The following is a 24,899-nucleotide window of genomic DNA, read 5'->3' as shown; positions in this document are numbered from 1 at the left end:
TAGTCTCTCCGCACGGGTTGTAACCGTCGCGGGAACAGGATAGGACCCGGTTCCACCCGCGGCCATTGCGAACGCCGCTTCGAACGGACGTCCCTTTCCCGCGCTCAGGCCGGGGCGGCGCTCGTTTCCGGAGCTGAACCGAGGAGCCACGGGCCCGTAATGGATTTTCTCAAGCCCCGGTTGATCCCGATGAATCGCCGCCGACGCATCTACGAAGGCAAGGCCAAGGTCCTCTATGAGGGCCCGGAGCCCGGCACCTTGATTCAGCACTTCAAGGACGACGCCACCGCCTTCAACGCCAAGAAGCATGAGGTGATCGACGGGAAGGGCGTGCTCAACAACCGGATCTCGGAATTTATTTTCCAGCATCTCAACGATATCGGCGTGCCGACGCATTTCATCCGTCGGCTCAACATGCGCGAGCAGCTGATTCGCGAGGTGGAGATCGTCCCGCTCGAGATCGTGGTGCGCAATGTCGCCGCCGGCTCGCTGTCCAAGCGCCTCGGCATGGAGGAAGGCACGCAGTTGCCGCGCTCCATCATCGAATTCTATTACAAGAACGACGCGCTCGACGACCCCATGGTCTCAGAGGAGCACATCACCGCCTTCGGCTGGGCGAGCCCGCAAGAGATCGACGACATCATGGCCCTGGCCATTCGCGTCAATGATTTCCTCTCCGGCCTCTTCCTCGGCGTCGGCATCCGCCTCGTCGACTTCAAGATGGAGTGCGGGCGGCTGTGGGAAGGCGACATGATGCGCATCGTCGTCGCCGACGAGATTTCTCCCGACTCCTGCCGGCTGTGGGACATCAAGTCCAACGACAAGCTGGACAAGGACCGTTTCCGCCGCGACATGGGCGGCCTCGTCGAGGCCTATACGGAAGTCGCGCGCCGTCTCGGCATTCTGCAAGAGAACGAGACCCCCCGCCCGAGCCAGCCGAAGCTGGTGCAGTAAGGGCGCGTTCTCCTTCTCCCACTCTGTGGGAGAAGGTGGCCCCGCGAAGCGGGGTCGGATGAGGGCGGCTGCGGTTTACGGGTGCGATGAAGGTTTCGAGGTCGCTGCGGCGGCAAGAGCCCTCATCCGACCCTCGCTGACGCGAGGGCCACCTTCTCCCGCAGGCGGGAGAAGGAAGACGCGAACCTTCTCGATTTCCAGAGCTCCCGAGAGAGAGTCCGTCCTCACTGCGCGGCGAGCTTGATCTCGGGATAGGTGCAGCGTTCGCGGCTCTCCGCGTCGACATGCAGATGCTGCGGCGGCTCCACGAAGGCGATGCCGAGCGTGTGCCAGACATCGACCACCGCCTCCACGAGGGCGGCGATATGCTCCATCGTATGGCGCGGCGTCGGCGTGATGCGCAGACGCTCCGAGCCGCGCGCGACGGTCGGATAATTGATCGGCTGAATATAGATGTCGTGGCGCTCGAGCAGCATGTCGCTCGCCGCCTTGCACAGCTCTGCGTCGCGCACCATCACCGGCACGATGTGCGAGCCATTCTCCAGCACCGGCAGGCCGGCGGCGGCCAACGCATGTTTGGTGATGTGCGAGGCGCGCTGATGGGCGGCCCGCAGATCGGAGCGCGTCTTCAAGAGCCGCACGGCGGCCGTCGCCGCCGCGGCCACCGCGGGCGGCAGCGCCGTGGTGAAGATGAAGGAGGGCGCATAGCTGCGGATCGCGTCGATGAGCACGCGGTCGCCGGCGACATAGCCGCCCAGCGTGCCGAAGCCCTTGGCCAGCGTGCCTTCGATGACGTCGATACGGTCCATCACGCCCGCCTGCTCGCAGACGCCGCCGCCGCGCGCGCCATACATGCCGACCGCGTGGACCTCGTCGACATAGGTCATCGCGCCATAACGCTCGGCGAGCGCGACGATCTCGGCGACCGGGGCGACATTGCCGTTCATCGAATAAAGGCTCTCGAAGACGATGAGCTTCGGCCGGCTCCCGGCCTCGACGAGCAGCTCCTCGAGGTGGGCGAGATCATTGTGGCGGAAGATCTTGCGCTCGGCGCGCGAGCGCTTCACGCCCTCGATCATGGAATTGTGGTTGGAGGCGTCGGAGAGGATGACGCAATCGGGCAAAAGATCGGCGATCGTCGAGATGGCGGCGAGATTGGAAATCCAGCCCGAGGTGAAGACCAGCGCGGCCTCCTTGCCGTGGAGATCGGCGAGCTCGCTCTCGAGCTCCACGATCGCATGGCTGGTGCCGGAGATGTTGCGCGTGCCGCCGGAGCCCGCGCCGACGCGCGACGCCGTTTCGACCATGGCGGCGATGACGTCGGGGTGCTGGCCCATGCCGAGATAATCATTGGAGCACCACACCGTCACATCGCGGGTGGAGCCGTCGGCGCGATGCCAGACCGCGGTCGGAAAGGTTTCGACGCAGCGTTCGAGATGGGCGAACACCCGGTACCGGCGTTCCTCCTGGAGACGAGTGACCGCCGTCTCGAAAAAACGCCGATAGTCCATGTGACGACCCTTCATGCCTCTCGAGGGCGCCGATACTCTACGCCCCTCGCGGAACAGCCGGCAATGGGATTGCGCTGCTCCCGCTTTGTACGTTTTGCTACATAAACTATCTGAAGAGGCTTGGCGAGAGGCAGATCGTCGCGCCGAGACGAAGTCACGAAAAGGCCACGAATCCTTTTCTCTCCGCGAGCGTGAGCGTGAAAGGATTTCCCGTTTCGCGACGCATCTTTATTTTGCATCGCACAAAGGCTCGATCGGCGCGCTCGTCTCGAGCGGCAGACGCGCCTCCAGCAGCGCGCCGCGGGGCGTGACGGAATCGAGCGTCAGCCGGCCGCCGAGGGCGGCGACGCGCTCGCCCATTCCGCGCAGGCCCATGCCTTCGCGCACGGCTTCCGGCACGCCGGCGCCGTCGTCGCGCACGGCGACGCGCAATTCGCTTTTTCCACCCGAGACGATTTGCTCCACCGTCACATCGACGCGCGAGGCGCTCGCGTGACGGAACACATTGGTCAGGCCCTCCTGGACGATGCGATAGGCGGTGAGCGCGATCGACTCGTCGCGCGGCGCGGCGGCCTCGGCCACATGCAGGCCGACGACGACCTTCGGATCGAGGTCGCGCCACCCTCGAGTGAGCGCCTGCAGCGCCCCTTCGAGACCCATCTCGTCCAGCGCCGCCGGCCGCAGACGTCCGAGAATGCGGCGATTGACCTGTTGCAGCGCGCCGAGCTGCGCATCGATGCGCAGGCACTCGTCCTGCTGCGCGCCGTCGAGCTTGCGGGCGAGCGCGCCGAGGCCGGCGCGTATGGTGAACAGAAAGGGGCCGATCTCGTCGTGCAGATCGCGGGCGATGTCGCGCCGCTCCTCGTCCTGGACATGGATGATGCGCTCGACCAGCGCGCGGTTTTCCGCGTCGAGACGCGCGAGCGTCTCCGCCAGCGCGTCGACGCGATCGGCGATGGCGACGAATTCCGGCGTGTCGCCGGCGGCGATGCGGACGCTGCGGTCGCCGCGCTCGAGACGCCGCAACGCCTCGGCGACTGTCGAGACGGGCGCGAGCGCGCGCGAGACGACGACCGACACCACGCCGAAGCCGGCGACGGCCAGAGCCGCCGCGCCCAGCGCCAGCAGCCACGCCTCCTCCCAGATCTCGTCGATCTCGTCCCCTGGCTCCGCGACGAGCGCCAGCTCTCCGCTCAGGCGTCCGCGGCCGTCCAGGGCGATGCGCGTCACGCTGGGCGGCCCGGCGACGAGGGCCGCGAACCAGGCCGGGGCCCGCCGGCCTTCCGTCTCCAGCGCCTTTTCCTCGCCAGCGCCGACCATGAAGATATGGATGTGCCGCAGCCGCTCGACCTCTGCGAGGCGGCCGCGCAAGGCCGGCAGAGGATCGTCGCTCTCCTCGAGGCTGGCCAGCGCCGTCGCCACGAATTCCCGGGCGAGCAGCGCGGTGCTGTCGGATTCCGCGCGCACACGAGAGGCCGCGTGCAGCATCAACAAGCCGACGCCGAGCGCGAGGCCGGCCGCGAGCGTCGCGCCGAGCAGCGTCAACAACCGGGCGCGCAACGACAATCCTTCGAGCATGGGGCCCCGCCTTTGCAAAGCGCCGCGACTTTACGTAAGGGTAGCGCCCGGTCAATCCGTCCCGACGCGTTGCGCGCGGACGTCCTTTTCGCGCGAGCCATGAGATGCGTGTCCTGATCGTCGACGATCATCCGATCATCGTCTCCGGCTGCGCAGCCATGCTCTCCGGGGAGGGCGACATAAAAGCGCGCGACGCCGGCGACGCGGAGACGGCGCTGGCGATCTTCGTCGAGTGGCGGCCGGACGTCGCCGTCGTCGACATCAATCTTCCGGGCGCCTCCGGCTTCGAGCTGACGCGCCGCATGTTGCGCCACGACGCGGAAGCGCGCATCGTCGTCTTTTCCATGAATGACGATCCGATCTTCGCGGCGCGGGCGATCGAGGCCGGCGCGCGCGGCTATGTGACGAAGAACGACGATCCTTTCCTGCTGCTCCGCGCCGTGCGCGAGGTCGCGGCCGGCGGCGTGTTCCTGATGCCGCGTCTCGCCAACCGTCTCGCCTTCGACAAGACCGCCGCGCTCGCCAATCCGCTCGCCGAATTGAGCTCGCGCGAGCTCGAGATCTTGCGGATGCTCGGCAAAGGCTCGAGCATGACCGAAATCGCCGATGCGGTGCATGTCTCTTATAAGACGATCGCCAACACATGCTCGCTGCTGAAGCGTAAGCTCGGCGCGCGCACGCCGATGGATCTTGTGCGCATAGCGATCGAGCAGCGGCTGGCGTGAATTGCGACCTTTTTTCTCCCGCTCACGGCGGTCGACGGGATGCCGGGAGCCGAACAGGCGTCGCGATCCTCGGCGCGGCCATCCGTGCGAGCCCCCCCTTTGTGGGATCGCCCGCGCCTGCCTATAGTATGCGAATCGAACGCTCGGGCTCTCGCCTCGGCGTTTTCGTTCGGAGCGAATTCGGGTCGCTCGAACGATTCCGTTCGAGCGGAATGCGCTCGAAGACTTCTCGAGCAGAGGAGCTCATCATGGGTTCGAAACTCGTCGCTCTCGCCATCGGCGCGGGCTTCTGCCTGGCCTCTCCGATCGTCGCGCAGCCGGCCTTCGCCGCACCCTCGCCGATCAAGACCTTCGACACCGACAATGACGGCACGCTCGACCTCGCGGAAGTGAACAAGGGCGCCGGGGCCGTCTTCGACAAGCTCGAGAAGGACAATGACGGCACCGTCGATCGCAAGGAAGTCGGCGCGCGCATCGGCAAGAAAGAATTCGCCGCCGCCGATCCGGACAACGACAAAACGCTGACGAAGGACGAATATCTCGCCCTCGTCGCCAAGCTCTTCAAAGCCGCCGACACGGACGACGAAGGCACGCTCGACGCCAAGGAGCTGAAGTCGAAAGCCGGCCAGGCGCTGCTGAAGCTGATCCGCTGAGCGAAAGGGAGCGGCGTCGCGCGTCATGATCAAGCGTTGCGTCATCGGCGCGTCGATCGCCGCACTGCTGTCGATTCTCCCCGCCGCGGCCGAGCCTCTGCGGGTGAAATTCGGCGTGCTGCGCCAGCAGCATTCGAGCGAAACCCTGTCGATCCTCGACCTGCCGGCCGAGGACGACACGCTCGCCGGCGCGCTGATCGGCGTCGCCGACAATAATACGACCGGCCGTTTCACCGGCCAGAGCTATGAGGCGATCGACGCGAAGCTCGCGAGCGGCGAGGACGCCGTCGCCGCCGCGCAAAAGCTCGTCGATGAAGGCGCGATCGCCATTATCGCCGATCTTCCCGCCGACGACCTGCTGCATGTCGCCGACGCGCTGAAATCGCGCGACGCGCTGCTCTTCAATGTGAGCGCGACCGACGATCGCCTGCGCGAGGACGATTGCCGCGCCAATGTCGTCCATGTCGCGCCGACGCGCTCCATGCTGACGGACGGCCTCGCGCAATATCTCGTCTGGAAGCAATGGCGCCGCTGGCTTCTCGTCAAAGGCTCGCATCCTCGAGACGAGCTGCTCGCCGCGGCCTATCGCGCCAGCGCGAAGAAATTCGGCGCGAAAATCGTTGATGAGCGCGTCTATGTCGACACGGAGGGCGGGCGCCGCTCCGATTCCGGCAGCGTGCAGACGCAGCGGCTGATTCCGCCGCTGACGCAAGGGGCTCCGGCCTATGACGTGCTGATCGCCGCCGACGAGAGCGAGGTTTTCGGCAATTATCTGCCCTATCGCACATGGGATCCGCGTCCGGTGGCGGGCTCGGCGGGCCTCGCGCCGATGAGCTGGGACGCCGCGCATGAGCAATGGGGCGCGGCGCAGCTGCAAAACCGTTTCCGCAAGGAGTTCCGTCGCGGCATGAACGCCCGCGATCATCAAGCCTGGGTCGCCGCGCGCATGATCGGCGAGGCGGCGACGCGCGCCAGCTCCGCCGATCCCAAGGAGCTCGCCGCTTTTCTCACGGGCCCGGATTTCTCGATCGCCGCCTTCAAGGGCGTGCGGCTTTCGGTCCGGCCCTGGAATCGGCAGCTGCGTCAGCCTATTCTGCTCAGCGACGGCCGCATGACGGTTTCGGTGTCGCCGCAGGAGGGGTTCCTGCACCAGACCTCCGAGCTCGACACATTGGGCGTCGACAAGCCCGAAACAAAATGCAGGCTGAAATGAATATGACGCTGACCAATAATTTTCGTGCGCGACTCCTTCTCCCGTTTACGGGAGAAGGTGGCCCCACGAAGTGGGGTCGGATGAGGGCTCTCGAGAAGACTGTCCCGAACGGGCCCGCATCCGTCGCGCATTCGCGCGACACCTTCTCCCGCGAGCGGGAGAAGGGGCGCGCGTTCCGCATGTTCGCGGCGGCGGCTGTCTTTCTCTCCGCCCCGGCCCACGCCTTCACCGCCTATGTCGGCAATGAGAAAGGCAACACCATCACCGTCATCGATACGGACAAGCTCGAGGCGGTCAAGACCGTCAAGGTCGGCCGGCGGCCGCGCGGCATCGAGCTGTCCAAGGACAATTCCGAGCTCTATGTCTGTGCCGGCGACGACGACACGATCCAGGTGCTGGACACGAAGACGCTGAAGATCACGGGCAATCTGCCCTCCGGCCCCGATCCCGAGCTGATGATACTGAGCCCCGACGGCAGAACCGTCTTCGTGTCGAACGAGAACGACAATCTCGTCACCATGATCGACGCCAAGACCAAGCGGCAGATCGGCGACGTGCCGGTCGGCGTCGAGCCGGAAGGCATGGCGGTGAGCCCGGATGGACGCATTCTCGTCAATACGTCCGAGACGACCAATATGGCGCATCTGATCGACACGCAGACGAAGCAGATCATCGCCAATGTGCTCGTCGACGCGCGCCCGCGTTTCGCCGCCTTCAAGCCGGACGCTTCCGAGCTCTGGGTGTCCTCCGAGATCGGCGGCACGGTCGCCGTCATCGATCCGAAGAGCCATGCGGTGACGCAGAAAATCCGCTTCGAGATTCCGGGCCTCTCCAAAGAGGCGATCCAGCCGATCGGCATTTCCTTCACCAATGACGGCAAGCGCGCTTTCGTCGCGCTCGGCCCGGCGAACCGCGTCGCCGTCATCGACACGGCGACGAAGAAAATCGAGAAATATCTCCTCGTCGGCCAGCGCGTCTGGCATCTCGCCTTCACGCCGGACGAGAAATATCTCTTGACCGCCAATGGCGTCTCCAATGACGTTTCGGTCATCGACGTCGCGAGCCTCAAAGTGGTGAAGTCGATTCCCGTCGGCGCCTTCCCCTGGGGCATTGCGGTCGCGACGAAATGAGCGCCGAGCCGCCCGCCCTCGAGGTCGCGCATATCGGCCATAGCTATGGCGCGCGGCGCGCGCTCGACGATGTCAGCTTTTCCGTCGCGCCGGGCAGCTTCACCGTGCTGCTCGGCCTCAACGGCGCCGGCAAGAGCACGCTCTTCTCGCTCGTCACCCGGCTCTACGCCGCGCGCGAGGGAAAAATCGAGATCTTCGGCCATGACGTCGCTCGCGACAGCGGCGCGGCGCTGCGGCGGCTCGGCGTCGTCTTTCAGGCGCGCACGCTCGATCTCGAACTGAGCGTGATGCAGAATTTCGTCTATCACGCCGCGCTGCACGGAATCGGCCCCGCGGAGGCGAAGCGGCGCGGCTCGGGCCTGCTGGAGCGCGCGGGGCTCGCCGATCGCGCCGAGGACAAGGCGCGCGATCTCTCCGGCGGCCAGATGCGCCGCGTCGAAATCTTGCGCGCGCTGCTGCACGAGCCGCGCCTGCTGCTGCTCGACGAGCCGACCGTCGGCCTCGACATAAAGGCGCGCGCCGATATTCTCGCCCAAGTACGAGAGCTCGTCGCCGAGCGGAACCTCGCCGTGCTGTGGACGACGCACCTCATCGACGAGGTGGAGCCGACGGACGATGTCGTCGTGCTGCATCAGGGCAAAGTGCTTGCGGCCGACAGATCGACGAACATAATGGCCGCGATGGGGACCGACACCATCGGCGCCGCCTTCGAGCGCCTGACCGGCGCGAAGGCGCGGGACGCGGCGTGATGCGGCCCTCGCGATGCGAGCCTCTAAGGCTCGCGGTCCGACGCGCGCCCTGGACCGCGAGCCTTAGAGGCTCGCTCACAAAACGGATTTCCTATGACCAGTGAGACGAGCGGCTTCACCGCGCGCCAATACGTCATTTGCCTTTCCGGCGTCGTTTGGCGCGAGGCGCTGCGCTTCCTGCATCAGCGCGAGCGCTTCGTCTCGGCGCTGGTGCGCCCGCTCGTCTGGCTCTTCATTTTCGCGGCGGGATTTCGCCAGGTGCTCGGCGTCTCGATCATCCCGCCCTATGAAACCTACGTGCTCTACGAGGTCTACATCACGCCCGGACTAATGGCGATGATCCAGCTCTTCAACGGCATGCAGTCCTCGCTCTCCATGGTCTACGACCGCGAGATGGGCAATATGCGCACGCTGCTCGTCTCGCCCTTTCCGCGCTGGTTCCTGCTCGGCGCCAAGCTCCTCGCCGGCGTCGCCGTGTCGATCCTGCAGGTCTACGCCTATTTGATCATCGCCTATTTCTGGGAGATCGAGCCGCCGACGCCGCTCGGCTATCTCACCGTGCTGCCGGCGCTGGCGCTGGCGGGGCTGATGTTCGGCGCGCTCGGAATGCTGCTCTCCTCGGCGATCAAGCAGCTCGAGAATTTCGCCGGCGTGATGAATTTCGTCATCTTCCCTATGTTCTTCGCTTCTTCCGCGCTCTATCCGCTGTGGCGCGTGCAGGAGTCGAGCCCTTTTCTCTATTGGGCATGCCTCGCCAATCCCTTCACCCATGCGGTGGAGCTCATCCGCTTCGCCTTCTATGAGAAAATCTCCTGGGATTCGCTCGCAGCGGTGGCGGCCTATACGACGGTTTTCGCCGTGGGCGCGCTCATCGCCTATGATCCGGCGAAGGGGATGCTGACGCGCAAGGGCGGCTGAGCGGAGGCCGCAGAGCCCGCTCCGGAAAGACGAGATTGCGGCGTTTTGACGAGACTGTCGGATCGGCGCGCATTTCGATCCGATCCAGGCGCTACGCTACGAGTGACGCTCGAGCGAAGCGAGGCTCGACCCATTTCCAACCCTCGGCGCAAATGGCCTCGCGCTCGAGCTTCTCGGCGACGAGACGACTGACGTCCTGCAGCCAGCCGCCGCTCGCTGCAGGGCCTGCCAGGGCTCGAGCGCATGGAATTCTTGCGCCAACGCCGCCACGCGATCGCTTCGTCACATCGCCATTGAGACGATGCAGCGGCAGCCGGCGCGGGTCGTCGAGGTCGAATGGCGGCCGCCTGCGGGCGACACATGAAAATCGCCCGGCTTCAATTCCTCGCCGCCGATCGCGAGATCGCCGGAGATCATATAGATTTCTTCGTCTTGCGGATGATCATGCGCCGGATAGACGGCGCCCGGCTCTATGTCGAGCAGCACGGTCTGGCGACGGAGCTCCATATTTCGGTGCAGGATCTTCACACGCATTCCCGGCGAGACCTCAATCCAGTCGCCGTCCTCTGCCCGCAGCGTGCGGCTCACCCGCTCGAGACGCAGTCGCGCGTCGAGACGCTCCGCGATCTTCTCGAAGGCGCCCACGGGCGCCGGCGCCGGCGGCGCGAGTCCGGCGAGCGGCGCGAGCGCCGCCTCCCATTCGCGAATCTGCGCCGCGAAGACGGGATCGCGCGTCATCCGCTCGAGCGCAGCCGCGTGCTCGGCCGCGGTCAGAGCGCCGGCGACGAAGAGCGCCGCATCCATATCGTCCTCCGCCCCGCTCAAGAGATGCACTTTCGCAAATCGGCGAGCCCGCGGAACAGCGCCGATTTCATCGTGCCGAGCGGACGCTCGAACCGGCGCGCGAGCTCCTCGTGCGAATAGCCATGCACATAAGCGAGCAACACCCATTGTCGACGCTCGGCGTCGAGCTTGTCGAGGCAGATCATCAGCCGTCCTTTGCCGATCGGGTCTTGCTCCGGCAGCTCGGCCGCGATTTCGGGCAGCTCTTCGCCCTCGTCGTCGAGCGAGCGATGGTCGCGGTCCGGGCGGCGCAGCTCATTGAGCGCGACGCGGCGCGCGACGACGGACATCCAGGCGAGGGCGGCGCCCTTGGTCGCGTCGAAAGCGGAGGCGCGCTCCCAGATGCGCACGAAAGCGTCCTGCAACGCCTCCTCGGCGCGGGCGCGATCGCGCAGCAGAGCGAGACAGACGCCATAGAGCCGCGAAGAGGTCGCGGCGTAGAGCTCTCGAAAGGCGCCGCGGTCGCCCTCGGCGACGCGCAACAGAAGCGCCTCGTTGGTAAGCTCGCCCATGCTCGCCGGCTCGCCGATCTTCGGCCCACCGTGACCATAGACGAAGCGCGGCGCCTCGTCGAGACGAGGCGCTCCCTCCATGCAGGCCGCGGCGGCGCTCATTCCAGGAACTCGGCGAAATAGGCGGTGGTGAAGCGCGGCCTGGCGAGACGCCGCGGAATGGCGACGTCGCCCTTCTTCAGCCATTGCGTCTGGATCGGCGACACGCGCGCGCCGAATGTGCGGATGGCGAGCTCGTTGTAGCGTCTCGAGAACTCTCGCCAGCGCGGCTCGTCGGGATCGCTCGAGATCGGATCGAAGGAGAAAGAGACGCCCGGCCCGCCGGAATAGAGGCCGAAGGGTTTCAGCTCGGCGCGCGGCCGCCGCACGAAATAGGCGGCCCAGCCATTGGGCGCAAAGCCTGTCTCTCGCGCGAAGTCGCCCGTGAAGGCGTAGGTTTCCTCGACGACGCGCGCGAGCTGCGAGACGTCGTGCTCGTAATATTGAAAATCGAGGCGTTTCTCGCTTCGCTCGGGCCGCCAATATTCATTGACGAAATCCGCGCGCGAATAGACGAGCCCCTTGGGCTGCGGAACCTCCACCCCATCGAAGCCGCGCTGGATCGCCAAACGCTTGGCGGCGCGGAAGGCCTCGCATTGCGGCTGCGACGATTCCGGCGTGACCGAGCCCGGCCCGGCCTGGAAGCGCTCGTCATAGACGCACGCGAGCCTGTCGAGGAAGACGATGGCGAGCAGGGCGTCGCATCGCCCGCGCCGCGCCAGCAGGTCTTCCGACAATTGCGCCGGCGTCTCGTAGACGATGATCGACACGTCGCTGCGGCACAGCGTCGCCGGACGCGTCTCGACCAGGCATTCGACGACGATTCCGGAGAGTCCGAAGCTGCATTTGAACTCCTGAAAAGCCGAGCCGTCGGCGTGATCGGAGATGACGCGCAGCGCGCCGGCCTCGTCGACATAGGTGATCTCGACGACATGGGCGGAGAAATAACCGGGCGCGTCGAGCGAGGATTCCTTGGTGTCGCCGACGGCGACGGAGCCGACCGTCGCCTCGCCGATCTCAGCCTGGAACGGAATCTCGAGGCGTCGCGCCTGTAGCCACATATTCAGCTTCTTCAGCCGACAGCCGGCCTGAACGCGCACGACCGTGCGCCCGCGCGCATCGGTCTCGACGCCGAGAATCTCATCGAGCTTGCGCATGCAGACGAGCGTGCCGCCGTCATTGACGAAGGCCGGCGCCACCGACAGCAGGGAGCCCGCCGGATTGACTGGCGTCGGGAAGCGCGCGACGTCGCGCACGACCGCCTGCACATCGGCGTAGCGGATCGGCTCGACATAGACGGCCGGCCGCGTCGAGCGGTGGCCGCCCCAGTTGGAATAGCTCTTGCCCTCGGCGACGACGAGGCCCTCGACGAGCCGAGCCTCCTCGGCGATGCGATGATCGTGATGTGTCATGGCGTCCCCCGCCTTCGTTGAAAAAATTCGCGCCGGATGCGCCGGCGCGGGTCGATCACGCGGCGACGGCGCGCTCCATGGCGGCGGTGTCATAGAATTCGCGGAAGCTCGCGAGCTTGCCGCCGCGCACGACGAAGACATGCGCCCATTGGCAATCGAACACGCCGCCCGATTTCTTCACGCGCGCTCTGGTGCGGCCGATCACCGTCACCGCATCGCCGGCGTCGAAGAACTCCCGCGGTTCGAAGGCCTCGAAATCGAGATTGTCCGCGAGCGCCTGGAAGAAGGAGGCGGCGCCGGAGATTCCGTGGCGCGCGCCGCCCCAGGGAATGACGGCGCCGTCGCCGTTCGAGGTCCATTCGATCGAGGAATCGAGATTGTCGAGGATGGCCTTCACATCGCCGCGGCCGAAGGCGGCATAGAGGGAGCGGATGAAATCGGAATTGGCGCTCATGGTCGTTTCTCTTCGTTTCGGATGATCGTCCGGCGTCGGACCGATCGGCCCTTCGCGCAGCTTGCGAAGCGGTTACACGGGAGGCGCCCGCTTCGGATGCGCGAGCGCCTCGAAAAAATCGCATCGCCGCCGCGCATCCGAATTCCTGCTGCGCCCGTGCCGGAGCCGCGGCCGATCGGCGGCCGGAGGACGAAGCGATGGCGGCGAATGGGAAGATCGATCGGGGTGACGCGTCACCAGCCAATCGACAGCCACGATGACGTCGAGGGCGAAGACATGTCTCTTTTTGCAATGCAAAAGCCTCGACGGACTGCACTAAAAGTGCGAGACTGAACGTGGCGAATGCTCCGGCGCGCCCGTCACGAGCGCGGTCGAAATCAGGCGCGCAGGCGACGATGGGAGGAGCGGTCCATGAGAATCGAAGAGCTTCCCGAATTCCAGAACAAGCCCGAGCCATTTGCGCTGCGGGGTGAGGAAATGGTGTCCACCGCCGTTGAAACCATGGCGGCGATGAACATCGGCTCCGTCGTCATCGTCGACGGCGATCGGAATGTGCGCGGTATCGTCACCGAGCGTGATCTTCTGCGCCGCTTGCTCGGTCGCAAGCTCGATCCCGAAACGACGCCGCTCTCGGTGATCATGACGCGAGAGCCCTATCTCGCGAAAATCGACGACGAGCACTATGACTGGCTGCGCATGATGTCGAACAAGCGCTTCCGTCATCTGCCGGTCGTGGACGAGGAGGGACGGCTCGTCAATCTGCTTTCGCAGGGCGATTTCGTTTCGCACTCCTGGCCGGAGCTGATCTCCATCGTCGGCGGCAAGGCGTCCGAGACGATCAAGGGGCCTGCCTCGCAACTACCGATTCTCTTCGGCGGCGTGATGATTTATACAGTCGCGATCGTCGCCCTGATAAAATTGCTTTAGAGCGTTCGCAGCCGCAGTGGACGCCGGTTCGGCGTTGGAAACGCGGCAAAACAAAAGCTCGGCGCCTTTCCGCGTTTCGATGAAACACGGAAAGACCTCGCGTCGTCGGCGATCGTGTCGGAGACGCGGGCGGGCGTCACTGCCCGATCATCCCCAGTCGTTCGACGGCGCGCCAAGCGGCGAAGAAGACGACGCAGACGATCGCGACGGCCGTTGCGACCAGCAAGATCGCTCTGCGCGTCGGAGCGCCGTTCATGCCATCTCCCCCGCCTCAAGATTTGGAGGCGAAAAACACCAAACGTGAAAAATTGGTGTAATAGCCCTCGATTGCCATGATCCCCATGAAGACGAGCACGGCGAGCGGCGGCAGCAAGATCGCATAGACGAGCGCGAGCCGTTCCCAGGCCATGTGCATGAAGACGGCCACGATCAGGCCCGCCTTCATCAGCATGAAGGCGATGATGAGCGTCCAACGCAGGTAGCCGTGAAAGTTGAAGTAGTCGACGGCATAGGAGCCGGCGCTCAGCACGAACAGCAGAATCCAGACCGTGAAATAGAGCTTGAGCGGATGCTGCCGGCCATGAGCGTGAGCTTTCGGCGTCGCAGCGCCCGCATGATGGCTGCGCGCGATCTCCGCGTGAGCCACGACCGTCGCGTCCACCCTGTCCGTTTTCGTCGTCGATGTCATGTCTGCCTCTTGAGGAGTGGCGGCCGCCGCATGTCACCAGAGATAAAAGAAAGCGAAGATGAAGACCCAGACGAGGTCGACGAAGTGCCAATAGAGCCCCACGACCTCGACGATTTCATAATCGCCGGCGCGATGAGAATATGTGGTGCGGCGACCGCTGTCATAGTCCCCCCGCCAGACGTTGCGCGCGATAATCAGCAAGGCGATGACGCCCATGGACACGTGGAACCCATGGAAGCCGGTGATCATGAAGAAGGAGGAGCCGAACTGGGCGGCCCCGAACGGATTGCCCCAGGGCCGCACGCCTTCGTGAATCAGCTTGCTCCATTCGAAGGCCTGCATGCCGACGAAGGCTGCGCCGATGACAGCCGTAGCGACCATCAGAATCGCGGCGGCCCTGCGCTTGCGCGCATAGGCGTAATTCACCGCGAGCGCCATTGTGCCCGAGCTCGTGATGAGGTCGAAGGTCATGATGGCGATGAGGATCAGCGGAATTTTGCGCCCGTCGAACTCGAGCGCGAATATTTCGCTCGGATGCGGCCACTCCACCGTCGTGGAGACGCGCACCGTCATGTACGAAATCAGAAAGCAGCTGAAGATGAAGGTGTCGCTGACGAGGAAGACCCACATCATCGCCTTGCGCCAGGACGCGGTCTTGAACGAGCGCTGGTCCGAGCTCCAGTCGGCCATGACGCCCAAAAGGCCCGACGGCCGCTGCGAGAAATGATCGGACGTGGTCGTGGGTTCCGAGCTCATGTGCCTCGTCCTGCGCTGGTTCAGCTGAGTATGCGTCGGCAGATGGCCCCGAGCGCGTCGGCCCGCCCGGTCAGCATCAGAAAGAGCAGCAGCCAGACGAATAAGAGGAAGTGCCAATAGATCGCGCAGAGCTCGACGCTCGACGCGAGACTCTCGGGCGTCCGCTGCTGGTCCCGGACTTTGCCGATCGCGCCCGCCATCGCGACCAGTCCGCCGATCAGATGCAGGCCATGGGCGCCTGTGAGCAGATAGAAGAAGGCGTTGGCGGGATTTCCCGCGGCGTAGACGCCGGCGGCGATCAATTCGCGCCACGCCCAGAGCTGACCCATGACGAATAGGAGCGACAGCGCGGCGCTCGCGACGAGCCAGGCCTCGAGCCGCTCGCGCGCCCCCTGCATGGCGGCGAAATGCGCCATCTGAATCGTGACGCTGCTCGCGATGAGCGTCAGCGTGTTGAGCAGCAACACGCCCGGCATCGGCGGCGTCCGCCAGTCCGGCGAGCTCTGGCGCATGAAATAGGCGGCGGTCATCAGCGAGAAGACGCAGGCCGCGACGGCGAGGAACACGCCGAGGCCGACCTTCGCCGCGGGCGGAGGCGCGACCGCGCGCCCCGAATAGGCTGCGACCTCGCCTTCCTGAAGCCAGGGCGCCTGCAGCACGCCCTGACGCCACAGCCACGTCGCCGCGATGGAAGCGATCACGACGAAGAGCAGCCCCATCACGCTCATGAAGAAAGCTCTCCTCTGATCGGCGGCTCGTTCTGTGGGATATAGTCCTCGGGCGCCCCGGGCACGCTATAGGCGTAAGCCCAGCGATAGACGATCGGCGGCTCGTCGCCCCAATTGCCATGGCCCGGCGGCGTCTCTGGCGTCTGCCATTCGAGCGACGCCGCCCGCCAGGGATTTCCGCCCGCGGGCTTGCCGCGCTTCAGGCTTGTGAACAGATTATAGAAGAATATCGCCTGCGCGAAGCCGACGACGAGCGCCAGGACGGTGATCGAGACGTTGAGCAGATGCGCCGAGTCGGGAACGAAGGCGGTCTCGCCCAGCTCGTAGAAGCGGCGCGGCACGCCGAGCACGCCGAGATAATGCATCGGGAAGAAGATCGCATAGGCCCCGAGGAAGGTGATCCAGAAATGAACCTTTCCCAGCGTCTCGTCCATCATTCTGCCGGTGATCTTCGGATACCAATGATAGATCGCGCCGAAAATGACGAGAACGGGGGCGATGCCCATCACCATGTGGAAATGCGCGACGACGAAAAGCGTCGCAGACAGAGGCACGTCGACGATCACATTGCCGAGGTAGAGGCCGGTGAGGCCGCCATTGACGAAGGTGACCAGAAACCCCAGCGCGAACAGCATCGGGGTCGTGAAGCTGATGTCTGCGCGCCAGAGCGTGATCACCCAATTATAGACCTTCAGCGCCGTCGGCACGGCGATGGCCAGCGTCGTCACGGCGAAGAAAAAGCCGAATAGCGGATCCATGCCGCTGACATACATATGGTGGCCCCAAACGACCATGCTGAGCACGCCGATGGCGATGATCGCCCAGACCATCATCCTGTAGCCGAAGATATTCTTGCGCGCGTGGACGCTTATGAGGTCGGACACGATGCCGAACGCCGGCAGCGCCACGATATAGACCTCGGGATGCCCGAAGAACCAGAAGAGATGCTGGAAGAGGATCGGGCTGCCGCCGACATATGCCTTGTGCTCGCCGAACTCGACGATCGCCGGCATGAAGAAGCTCGTTCCGAGCGTGCGGTCGAGAAGAAGCATCACGCAGGCGACGAAGAGGCCCGGGAAGGCGAGCAACGCCATCACCGCCGCGGCGAAAATACCCCATACGGTGAGCGGCATGCGCATCAGCGTCATGCCGCGCGTGCGCGCCTGCAGCACGGTCACGACATAGTTGAGGCCGCCCATCGTGAAGCCGACGATGAACAGGATGAGCGACGCGAGCATCATGACGATGCCGTAGTCGTAGCCCGGCGTGCCGGTGAGGATCGATTGCGGCGGATAGAGAGTCCACCCGGCTCCAGAGGGGCCGCCCGGCGCGAAATAGCTCGCCGCCAGAACCAGCGTCGCGAGCAGATAGACCCAATAGCTGAGCATGTTGACGAAGGGAAACACCATGTCCCTCGCGCCCACCATCAACGGTATGAGGTAATTGCCGAAGCCGCCGAGGAAGATGGCCGTCAGCATGTAGACGACCATGATCATGCCGTGCATGGTCACGGCCTGGTAATAGACCTTGGCGTCGATGAGAGCCACGGCGCCGGGAAAAGCGAGCTGAATGCGAATGACCCAGGACAGGACCAGCGCGACCAAGCCGATGGCGATGGCGGTGCCGGCGTATTGTATGGCGATGACCTTGGCGTCCTGGCAGAAAACATATTTCGTCAGGAAACTATGCGCATGAAACAGCTCCATCTCTGGAACTTCCGCGGGCGGAGCCGCGTCCTCGGTTCGTCCCGTCAGGTCGGTCATCGGCTCGTCTCTCCTCCCGCCCCATTCGACGCGCCATGCGCAGACGATTATTCGTTCGAAGCGCTCTTCTCCCCGCCTTTGTCCGACTTGCGCGACTGCTCGAAGGTCTGCTGAGCCGAGAGCCATCTGGCGTAATCGGCCTCCTCATCGACGATCAGCGTTCCGCGCATTTGAGGATGTCCGACGCCGCAATAGGCGGCGCAGAGAATCTCATATTGGCCGATCTTCGTCGGCGTAAACCAGAGATAGCTGACGAGTCCCGGCACGAGATCCATCTTCGCTCGGATCTGCGGCACGTAGAAATCATGAAGAACGTCCAGAGAGCGCAGCAGCATTTTCACTGGCTTTCCCAACGGCAGATGCAATTCGCCGTCGGCGACGATGAGATCGTCCCGGCCCCTGGGATCGGAAGGACTGACGCCGAGCGGATTCGCGCCGTCGACCAAGCGAACGTCGCTCGCGCCGAGCTTCTTGTCGGCCCCCGGCAGGCGGAAGCTCCAGTTCCATTGGACGCCGACGGCCTCGACCTCCATCGCCCCTTCTGGCGCGGTGATATATTGACCCCAGACGAGCAGCCCCGGCGCGAGAAGAAGAACGACCCCGATCGTCGTCACGATCGCGAGCCATGCCTCCAGCTTCTGATTTTCCGGCTCATAGGCGGCGCGTCGCCCCGGCTGATGGCGGAAGCGATACAGGCAATAGGCCATGAACAGCACGACGGCGACGAAGCCCGCGGTCGTGATCCAGAACGTCAGCGCTACCGTATCGTCTATGAAGCCCCAGTTCGAAGCGATCGGCGTCGCGCGCCAGGGGCTCAAGAAATGGAACGCGAGGGATCCGGCCACGACGAGGACCATGACAAGTGCGACGAGCATTTCAGCCGATCCCGCAACGAGCATGAGCGTCATGAGACCGTGGCCGATCTCACGTTTAGGTGCAGTGTAGGCTCAAAACGACGCGCGCGTCAAAAGGGCATTTGCGAGGCCGGCCGAGCCCTGGGTCGAGCGTCTATCGAACCACCAAGACCGAGCAGGCCGTATGTCTGACGACCGCGCTCGCATTCGAACCTATGAGGAATCGATCCTTGCCCGGTCTATGAGAACCGATGACGATCGCATCCGCCGCCCAATCTCGGGCCTCCGCGATAATATTCTGATCGACAGGACCGAACAGTATAGTGGTGGAAATACGCTTTGGGGGCCGCTTGCATCCGGCGGCGACAGCCGCAATTTCATTCTCGAGTCCGATCCGAATGCTCTGCTCAAAATTTTCGGGCGCATAGTCGATCATCGATATGGGAACGAGCGACTGAACGTTGACGAGGCGCATGTCGCTATCGAATTTTTCCGCCAGCGCTTCGGCGACGCTCATGGCCTGCGCTGTGAGCGCCTGTTCCGTCAGATCGATCGGGACGAGAATTCTCTTGAACATGGCCGCCTCCCGCGCTCGCCGTGATGATAACTGTGGCGTTGCATCCGCTTCGCAATGGCTCGCATGCGCGGAGGAACGATCGTCGCCGTGGCGGGAACGGGTCGCGCGACGATCGTCATCCAGTCGAGGACGGAGCGCGGTCACGAGAGCGGCGGCGCAAAGGCTCGGGAATATTCGGGTTTCCATGCCTGCCAACGGCCGGGTGAACGTCAGCGGGAGCAGGGACTGGCGGGCGCGACCGATAGTGACGATCACTATGTTTACGCTATTCCCCCCTCTCGAACGCGATGCCTTCGTGAAGAACGCGAGCGATCCCGAAGCGACCGCTCATGGGAAAAATGGCTATCCCGGTAACTCGATGGTCCTGTTCGGGCCGAGCGCTTTCAAAAATGCCTCGTCATGGCTGATTGACAGCCGGCCGCCTTCAGCACATCGGTCTGGGCGTCCGTGACCTGGTCCTCGGTCGAGACGCGGGCGTAGCCGATCAGGGGCATGGGTCAGGTGACCGGCTTCGAGGTGAGCGATGGAGACTTCTTCACGACGAAACCCAATCGGGGGGCAACTCGTCGCCGGGATCCGGCGCGCGGTCGGGCGCTTGCCGAAGGATCTCCGACAAACCGGAGCCGCTCGCGTTTCCAGCGCGACGCTTCGGGAACTCGGCCGTCGTTTCGACGACGCCGATTTTCTGGGCGACGGCCGTCGCAATCCATTGATTCAACGAAACGCCGTCCTGTTTCGCAAGTCTGGCCGCCTCCTTTTTGAGGGAGGCAGGCAGCTTTAGGGGATAAGTCGCTTTGCTCATTTTCCGAGTTCACCGCCTTTGGCGCGCCTTCGCCCAGCGCCCGGCGAGGCTGGATGCGGCCGCGCTCGTCGATTTGCCGCTCGATTCTCGATTGGGCGACGCTCTCCGGATCTCGAACGGCTAGAGGATGACGGTCTGCTGCAATGGCCGGCCCCTGAAGCCGATCTCGATCGCGTCCTCGGCGTCGTGAGCGATGACGACAGTCGGACGACGAGATCGCCGATTTCGACGACACCGAGGATAGACCGCGCATTCAGAATAGATAGCGGGCGTCGCCCCAGCGCAGCAGAACCTTCGCGTTGCAATCGGGTAGTCGAACATGCTGCGCCTGCGGGCCGGCAGCTATCGCGCGCGCCCGACGTCCGGGGCGATCCAATTGCAGGAAGAACCAGCCGAACGGCAAGCCGAGAAGGCGCGTCCCGACGTCATGGCGCGAACAGCATATCGAGATCGGCCTCGGTGAGGGCGAGGGTCGGGGTCCCGTCATGGTCGAAGAGGCTCTCGGCCAGCGCGCGCTTCTTCTCCTTCAGCACGGTCATTTTCTCCTCGATCGTGCCCGAGACGACGATCTTGTGGACGAAAACGGGCTTGTCCTGGCCGATGCGATGGGCGCGGTCGATCGCCTGATCCTCGACGGCCGGGTTCCACCAGGGATCATAGAGGATCACCGTGTCGGCGGCGGTGAGGTTGAGGCCGACGCCGCCGGCCTTGAGGCTGATGAGAAAAACGCGCGTGCGGCCGTCCTGAAAATCGTTGACCGCCGCGGCGCGGTCGCGCGTGTCGCCGGTGAGCAGCGAGTAGGCGACGCCGCGCGCGTCGAGCTCGGGGCGGATGAGATCGAGCATGGAGGTGAACTGCGAAAACACCAGCACGCGGCGCTTTTCGTCGATGAGCGCTTCGAGCAATTCCATCAAGCGCTCGAGCTTCGCGGATCGCGCCTTGGCGGAGGCTTTCGCGGAGAGCTTCAGCAGGCGCGGATCGCAGCAGCATTGCCGCAGCTTCAGCAGCGCGTCGAGGATCACGATCCTGCTGCGGGAAAAGCCCTTGGCGGCGATGGCGGCGCGCACCTTCTCATGCATGGAGAGGCGGATGGATTCGTAGAGATCGTGCTGCGCCGGCTCCATCTCGACGCGCTCGACGATTTCGGTCTTGGGCGGCAGCTCGTTCGCGACCTCTTCCTTCGTGCGTCGCAGCAGGAAGGGCTTGATCCGCTTGGCCAGCAGCCTGCCCCGCTCCGCATCGCCTTTCTTCTCGATGGGAGTGCGAAACGCCTGGGTGAAACCGGGAAGGTCGCCGAGGAATCCGGGCAGGGCGAAAGAGAAGATCGACCACAGCTCGCCGAGATGGTTCTCGAGCGGCGTCCCGGTGAGGCAGAAGCGCGTGCCGGCGCGCAGCGAGCGGATGAGCCGCGTGGTCGCGGCGTTGGGATTCTTGATCGTCTGCGCCTCGTCCAGAAAAACGAGGCTCCATTGGCGCGCCGCGAGCGTCTCGTGATCCTTCGAGATCAGCGGATAGGTGGAGAGCACGATGTCGGCGGCGTCGATCTCGGCGAAACGCTTCTTGCGGTCGCTCCCTTGCAGGACGACGACGGCGAGATCGGGCGCGAATTTTTCCGCCTCGCGCCGCCAATTGGCCATGAGGCTCGTCGGCGCGATGACGAGCGCCGGCGCTCCGAGCCGCCCGGCGGCTTTCTCTATGGCGATGAGCGCGAGCGCCTGGACGGTCTTGCCGAGGCCCATGTCATCGGCGAGCACGCCGCCGAGCGCGAGACCGCGAAGAAAGGCGAGCCAGGCGACGCCCTGCGCCTGATAGGGACGCAGCGTCGCGCAGAAGGTCTCGGGCAAGGCGACGTCGGGGAGGCCGCCATTCGCCGTCAGTTTTCGCCCCATCTCGCGCAGCTTTTCGCCGCCGCGCCAGGAGAGCCCCGCGCCGCCGGTCGCCTCCTCGAAGGCGGCGAGGCCGGCGAGATCCATCGGCGAGAGGCGCAACCTTTTGTCCGCGCCTTGGAGCGCGCCGCCGCAAGCCAGCTCCCAGATCGCCGCGACGATCGGCGCGATCCGCGCTCTCGGCAAGGCGAGGAAGCGGCCATCGGCGAGGCCGAGATAAAACGGCTCGTCGTCGTTCTCGTTCACGGCGAATATCCGGCGATCGAAATCCGGCGCGCCGATCATCGCCGCGATCGGCTGCACGAGATCGATGGTCTCGCCGTCGATCGTGACGCCGAGCTCGAGCTCGAGCCAATCGATTCCCGTAGTTTCGCGAATCTCGGCGTCGACGCCGCGGCCGGTCAGCAGGCGGACGGGAAAATCCGCGTCGATCTCGATCGTCCAGCCGAGCTCCGCGAGGCGCGGGAGATCACGATAGAGCGCGTCGTGCCAGGCGAATTCATCGTCTTCGTCGGGCAGAAAGTCATGCGCGAATTTGTTCGGCGCGCGCCGGCGCATTTTGGGCGCTTCGACGAAGCCATTGGCGCGCAGCGTTTTCAGAGCGGCCGCCTCCGCCTGCCGGTCGCGATGGATCTCGACGAGGCCGCCCTGGTGGAAGCGGGTCAGCGTGTCTTTCGCTTCGGCGACGCCGATGTCGACCGGGCCGTAGCGGAAGACGACGCGGGCGAGGCCGATCGGCTCGGTCGGCTCCCGCCAGCCGTAATAGGAGGAGTAATGCGGCGCGGCCGCGCTTTCGAGCGGCAGCTCGGCGCGCATCAGCCGCAGCGCGAGACGCGGCGGCTCCGTATAGAGAACGGGCGGCGCCGGCGGCGGCGGGGCCAGCGGCGCGAGATCGGGGAGCTTTTGCGCCATGCGCTCGGCGAGCAGCGCCGCGTGCTCCACCGGCGCCGCCGGCGCGCCGACGAGTCGATGCGCGAGTTTCGGCGCGAGGCCGAGATCGATGACGCCGATCAGCCCGGCTTTGGCGTCGACATAGACGGGCGGCGCCGCATTGAGCGTGACGAGGCCGTCTCCGGCGTCGAGGCGCAGCCGCAGTTCCGCGCCGTCGCCTGCGTCCCAGTGGATGCGACCCGGCCGCGTCGGCCCGAGAGACAGCGCCGCGCCGCCGACCGTCAGCCAGCGCGCGCGGCCGGTCGCGAGAATGGCTTCGACGATCTCGAGCGCGCCGTCGTCGGTGAAGGGCGATTCGGACGAGTAATAGCCGAAGCGGTCGCAGGCGGCGGCGATCATGCGGAAGCTGCGAAAATCCGTGGGGCGCAGAAATTTCGCCGGGCTCGACGAGGTGAGCGCGTGTCTCGAATCATAGGGACGCGAGGAGGGGGAAAACGAGCCGTCCTTGAGGAGCCGGGTGGAGTGGATGACGAGCTGGAGGCGGGGGATGCCGCCGTCACAGCGCGCTTCGGGGGCGAATACGTAGACGATGCGTTGCTGCTGGCCTTTGGGATAGTCTTCCGAGCCGCGCTCGCGCGCCTCTTCCAGCGCGTGCAGCCATGAGGCGAGCTGCGGCGGCAGCTCGAGGGCGACGGGCTTTGCTGGCGGCGGCATGGTCTCGACGCGGGGGAGCGCTCTCGGAGGCGCGTGGGGCGCGGATTTGCGCGCGAGGCCTTCGAGCAGCGCCGCGGCGACATGCTTGCACCCCTCGCCGACGGGGCAGGTGCATTCGCTCCGGATCGTCGCCTTTCCCGATTCGGAGCCCGTGACGACAATGTCCTGCTCATAGGGTCGACGCTCGTTGCCATGCACTTGCGCCGAGATCGAATCGCCGCCGTTCGCATAGTGGAGGACGCGCCCCTGGGCTCGATATATTCGGCCCGCTTCGAGCGCGCGGAGGCCGACATGCAACAAAATATCGTTCTCGTCGTAGATCATGGCTTCGTCGATTGCTCGCGCGTGCGCGTCGGAGAAGCGGCATTGCGCGCCTGCCGGAGGCGACGATTCTGGGAAGACTATTCCACGGATGCAATCCCGAGCTGGCGCTGCGGCGCCTTGTGCACAAGGTTTCCGCGAGGGCTCGCCCGCGAACCCGCCGAGCTCGGCGGCGTTCGTTCAATCGCAATGACCTCCGCGAAATCGAATCGGAAATGCCGAGACCTTGTGGAAACGCCGCGTGAATGAACCGACGCGGCTCTAAAATATCTGTATTTCAATGTGTTAAGCATGAAAACGAGTCGGACTTCCCGAGACCCGGGCTCACAAAAGCGGTCCTTTTTCCCGCCGCCGACCCCTCGGGTGCCGATTTTCGGGCCGTTCGGAACCGTGTCCGATAAGGGCAGCCGACGCCGCGCTTCGATCCCGCCCGACTCGCAGAGCTGCAATTGCTCGTCAAGGAATATGAACGCGCGCGCTTCGGCAAGCGTTCGGAGAAGCTCGATCCCGATCAGTTGCAGCTCGTTCCGGAAGATATCGAGATCGCGATCGCCGAAGTCCAGGAGCGGGAGGACGATCGCGCGCCGCTCGGGGCGCCCGGCGACGAGGGAGCGCGCCGGCCGCGCCGCGCGCGCCTTTCCTGCTCATCTGCCGCGCGTCGAGCGCGTGATCGAGCCAGAGAGCCTCGCCTGTCCCTGCGGCTGCGGCCTGTTCGGATCGGCGAGGACCGCTCCAGCCGCCTCGACGTGACGCCAGCGCAATATCGCGTCATCGAGACCGTGCGGCCCCGTTACGCCTGTCCGAGGGGCTGCACGGGCGTCGCCCAGGGCCGGCTCCCGCACATCTGATAGAGGCGGCGTTCCCACCGAGGCGCTGCTGGCGCAAGTGGCGGTCGCCAAGTTCAGCGAGCGCATGCCGCTCTACCGCCAATCGCAGGTCTCCGCGCGACACGGCGTCATGCTCGACCGCGCCGTTCTGGCCGATTAGATAAGAACGATGGCCTTCCACGGCCATCCGCGATCACGCATCGACGAACTGATGCCCTGGGCCTTCAAATCCTCGCCGGCGGCGCCGGCCGCCTGATCGCACACCAGCGCGCCGAACAATCGTTGGCAATTCTTTGCGGCAAAGGCTTGCAACGCCTTGTCGCAAAGAATTGCAAGCCGTTATCCATTGCAACAGCTATGGGATAAGAACGGCGCTTACGGCTCGCCGCAACAGTGTATGTACGGATATTTGATCGCTTTCTTTGGCGGAGCCGTCGGGTTATTTTCGAGTGATCGCACCCGAGGTCGCGCTTC

General features: G+C 64.9%; 23 protein-coding genes and 2 pseudogenes. 9 read left to right on the top strand and 16 right to left on the bottom strand.

From position 1 onward, the window contains the following. Nucleotides 1-159 precede the first annotated feature (159 nt). Nucleotides 160-954, top strand: coding sequence for a phosphoribosylaminoimidazolesuccinocarboxamide synthase (gene purC / locus Mspo_RS16945; protein WP_159731801.1), 795 nt, complete (start codon nt 160-162; stop codon nt 952-954). 224 nt (nt 955-1,178) lie between these two features. On the opposite strand, the gene hemA is transcribed toward purC, so the two are convergent. Together hemA and Mspo_RS16935 are read right to left on the bottom strand one after the other, a co-directional pair. Then, the gene (gene hemA / locus Mspo_RS16940) at nt 1,179-2,465 is read right to left on the bottom strand and encodes a 5-aminolevulinate synthase (protein ID WP_159731821.1); all 1,287 of its coding nucleotides are present in this window, start codon (nt 2,463-2,465) and stop codon (nt 1,179-1,181) included. Nucleotides 2,466-2,693: 228 nt separating this feature from the next. Further along, complete coding sequence (locus Mspo_RS16935; protein WP_159731799.1) at nt 2,694-4,043, bottom strand: ATP-binding protein; 1,350 nt, start codon at nt 4,041-4,043, stop codon at nt 2,694-2,696. A gap of 104 nt (nt 4,044-4,147) precedes the next feature. Here Mspo_RS16935 and Mspo_RS16930 point away from each other — a divergent pair, with 104 nt between their 5' ends. The 6 genes from Mspo_RS16930 (at nt 4,148) to Mspo_RS16905 (ending at nt 9,431) form a co-directional block, all read left to right on the top strand. Continuing rightward, nucleotides 4,148-4,768: a response regulator transcription factor gene (locus Mspo_RS16930; protein WP_159731797.1), complete on the top strand. Its 621-nt coding sequence runs from the start codon at nt 4,148-4,150 to the stop codon at nt 4,766-4,768. 248 nt (nt 4,769-5,016) lie between these two features. After that, on the top strand, nt 5,017-5,421 hold the full coding sequence (locus tag Mspo_RS16925; RefSeq protein WP_159731795.1) for a calcium-binding protein: 405 nt from the start codon (nt 5,017-5,019) through the stop codon (nt 5,419-5,421). A gap of 25 nt (nt 5,422-5,446) precedes the next feature. After that, nucleotides 5,447-6,634 carry an ABC transporter substrate-binding protein gene (locus Mspo_RS16920; RefSeq protein ID WP_159731793.1) on the top strand — a complete coding sequence of 396 codons (1,188 nt, stop codon included), beginning with the start codon at nt 5,447-5,449 and terminating at the stop codon, nt 6,632-6,634. Nucleotides 6,635-6,813: 179 nt separating this feature from the next. Then, complete coding sequence (locus Mspo_RS16915) at nt 6,814-7,764, top strand: YVTN family beta-propeller repeat protein (protein WP_244613515.1); 951 nt, start codon at nt 6,814-6,816, stop codon at nt 7,762-7,764. Then, nucleotides 7,761-8,513, top strand: a complete 753-nt coding sequence (locus Mspo_RS16910; RefSeq protein ID WP_159731789.1) for an ABC transporter ATP-binding protein — start codon at nt 7,761-7,763, stop codon at nt 8,511-8,513. Before Mspo_RS16915 ends, Mspo_RS16910 begins: the two co-directional genes overlap by 4 nt. A 93-nt stretch (nt 8,514-8,606) precedes the next feature. Further along, entirely contained in the window at nt 8,607-9,431 is an 825-nt protein-coding gene (locus Mspo_RS16905) for an ABC transporter permease (protein WP_159731787.1), read from the top strand. A gap of 282 nt (nt 9,432-9,713) precedes the next feature. Here the strand turns inward: Mspo_RS16905 and Mspo_RS16900 are convergent, their stop codons facing one another. From Mspo_RS16900 to Mspo_RS16885, 4 genes are read right to left on the bottom strand one after another with little or no spacing between them, the layout of a single operon-like run. Then, nucleotides 9,714-10,265: a cupin domain-containing protein gene (locus Mspo_RS16900; protein WP_159731785.1), complete on the bottom strand. Its 552-nt coding sequence runs from the start codon at nt 10,263-10,265 to the stop codon at nt 9,714-9,716. Continuing rightward, entirely contained in the window at nt 10,253-10,888 is a 636-nt protein-coding gene (locus Mspo_RS16895; protein WP_159731783.1) for a sigma-70 family RNA polymerase sigma factor, read from the bottom strand. The genes Mspo_RS16900 and Mspo_RS16895 overlap by 13 nt, the downstream gene beginning before the upstream one ends. Next, nucleotides 10,885-12,237, bottom strand: coding sequence for an FAD-binding protein (locus Mspo_RS16890; protein WP_159731781.1), 1,353 nt, complete (start codon nt 12,235-12,237; stop codon nt 10,885-10,887). Before Mspo_RS16890 ends, Mspo_RS16895 begins: the two co-directional genes overlap by 4 nt. Before the next feature lie 55 nt (nt 12,238-12,292). After that, a complete protein-coding gene (locus Mspo_RS16885; RefSeq protein WP_159731779.1) occupies nt 12,293-12,691 on the bottom strand; it encodes a nuclear transport factor 2 family protein in 399 nt (132 codons plus the stop codon). Between the two features lie 411 nt (nt 12,692-13,102). Here Mspo_RS16885 and Mspo_RS16880 point away from each other — a divergent pair, with 411 nt between their 5' ends. Continuing rightward, nucleotides 13,103-13,618 carry a CBS domain-containing protein gene (locus Mspo_RS16880; protein WP_159731777.1) on the top strand — a complete coding sequence of 172 codons (516 nt, stop codon included), beginning with the start codon at nt 13,103-13,105 and terminating at the stop codon, nt 13,616-13,618. Nucleotides 13,619-13,889: 271 nt separating this feature from the next. Here Mspo_RS16880 and Mspo_RS16875 read toward each other — a convergent pair whose 3' ends face one another. The 9 genes and pseudogenes from Mspo_RS16875 to Mspo_RS16835 form a co-directional block, all read right to left on the bottom strand. Further along, on the bottom strand, nt 13,890-14,306 hold the full coding sequence (locus tag Mspo_RS16875; protein WP_159731775.1) for a cytochrome C oxidase subunit IV family protein: 417 nt from the start codon (nt 14,304-14,306) through the stop codon (nt 13,890-13,892). Nucleotides 14,307-14,339: 33 nt separating this feature from the next. After that, nucleotides 14,340-15,062 (bottom strand): heme-copper oxidase subunit III family protein, encoded by a 723-nt coding sequence (locus tag Mspo_RS16870; protein ID WP_159731773.1) that lies wholly within the window; start codon nt 15,060-15,062, stop codon nt 14,340-14,342. A 20-nt stretch (nt 15,063-15,082) separates the two neighbouring features. After that, nucleotides 15,083-15,790: a cytochrome c oxidase subunit 3 gene (locus Mspo_RS16865; protein WP_159731771.1), complete on the bottom strand. Its 708-nt coding sequence runs from the start codon at nt 15,788-15,790 to the stop codon at nt 15,083-15,085. Continuing rightward, complete coding sequence (locus Mspo_RS16860) at nt 15,787-17,553, bottom strand: cbb3-type cytochrome c oxidase subunit I (RefSeq protein WP_159731769.1); 1,767 nt, start codon at nt 17,551-17,553, stop codon at nt 15,787-15,789. Before Mspo_RS16860 ends, Mspo_RS16865 begins: the two co-directional genes overlap by 4 nt. Nucleotides 17,554-17,600: 47 nt before the next feature. Beyond that, complete coding sequence (locus tag Mspo_RS16855; protein WP_159731768.1) at nt 17,601-18,428, bottom strand: cytochrome c oxidase subunit II; 828 nt, start codon at nt 18,426-18,428, stop codon at nt 17,601-17,603. A 133-nt stretch (nt 18,429-18,561) separates the two neighbouring features. Continuing rightward, nucleotides 18,562-19,239, bottom strand: a complete 678-nt coding sequence (locus Mspo_RS20015) for a universal stress protein (protein ID WP_244613514.1) — start codon at nt 19,237-19,239, stop codon at nt 18,562-18,564. Nucleotides 19,240-19,394: 155 nt separating this feature from the next. Continuing rightward, nucleotides 19,395-19,478: pseudogene (locus tag Mspo_RS16845) on the bottom strand (recombinase family protein); the annotation flags it as partial. A gap of 41 nt (nt 19,479-19,519) precedes the next feature. Next, nucleotides 19,520-19,786, bottom strand: coding sequence for a toxin-antitoxin system HicB family antitoxin (locus Mspo_RS16840; protein ID WP_159731766.1), 267 nt, complete (start codon nt 19,784-19,786; stop codon nt 19,520-19,522). Between the two features lie 425 nt (nt 19,787-20,211). Then, on the bottom strand, nt 20,212-23,601 hold the full coding sequence (locus Mspo_RS16835; RefSeq protein WP_159731764.1) for an SNF2-related protein: 3,390 nt from the start codon (nt 23,599-23,601) through the stop codon (nt 20,212-20,214). Nucleotides 23,602-24,041: 440 nt separating this feature from the next. On the opposite strand from Mspo_RS16835, the pseudogene Mspo_RS16830 reads away from it, so the two are divergent. Further along, a pseudogene (locus tag Mspo_RS16830) lies at nt 24,042-24,582 on the top strand (IS66 family transposase zinc-finger binding domain-containing protein); the annotation flags it as partial. Here the strand turns inward: Mspo_RS16830 and Mspo_RS20125 are convergent. Beyond that, nucleotides 24,582-24,704: a hypothetical protein gene (locus tag Mspo_RS20125; protein ID WP_256366370.1), complete on the bottom strand. Its 123-nt coding sequence runs from the start codon at nt 24,702-24,704 to the stop codon at nt 24,582-24,584. The pseudogene Mspo_RS16830 and the gene Mspo_RS20125 overlap by 1 nt on opposite strands. Nucleotides 24,705-24,899: the final 195 nt, after the last annotated feature.

The sequence above is a fragment of the Methylosinus sp. Ce-a6 genome (assembly GCF_009811655.1).
GTDB lineage: Bacteria > Pseudomonadota > Alphaproteobacteria > Rhizobiales > Beijerinckiaceae > Methylosinus.
The sequence above is the reverse complement of the archived record's forward strand: the minus strand, read 5'-3'. Positions and strand labels throughout refer to the sequence as shown.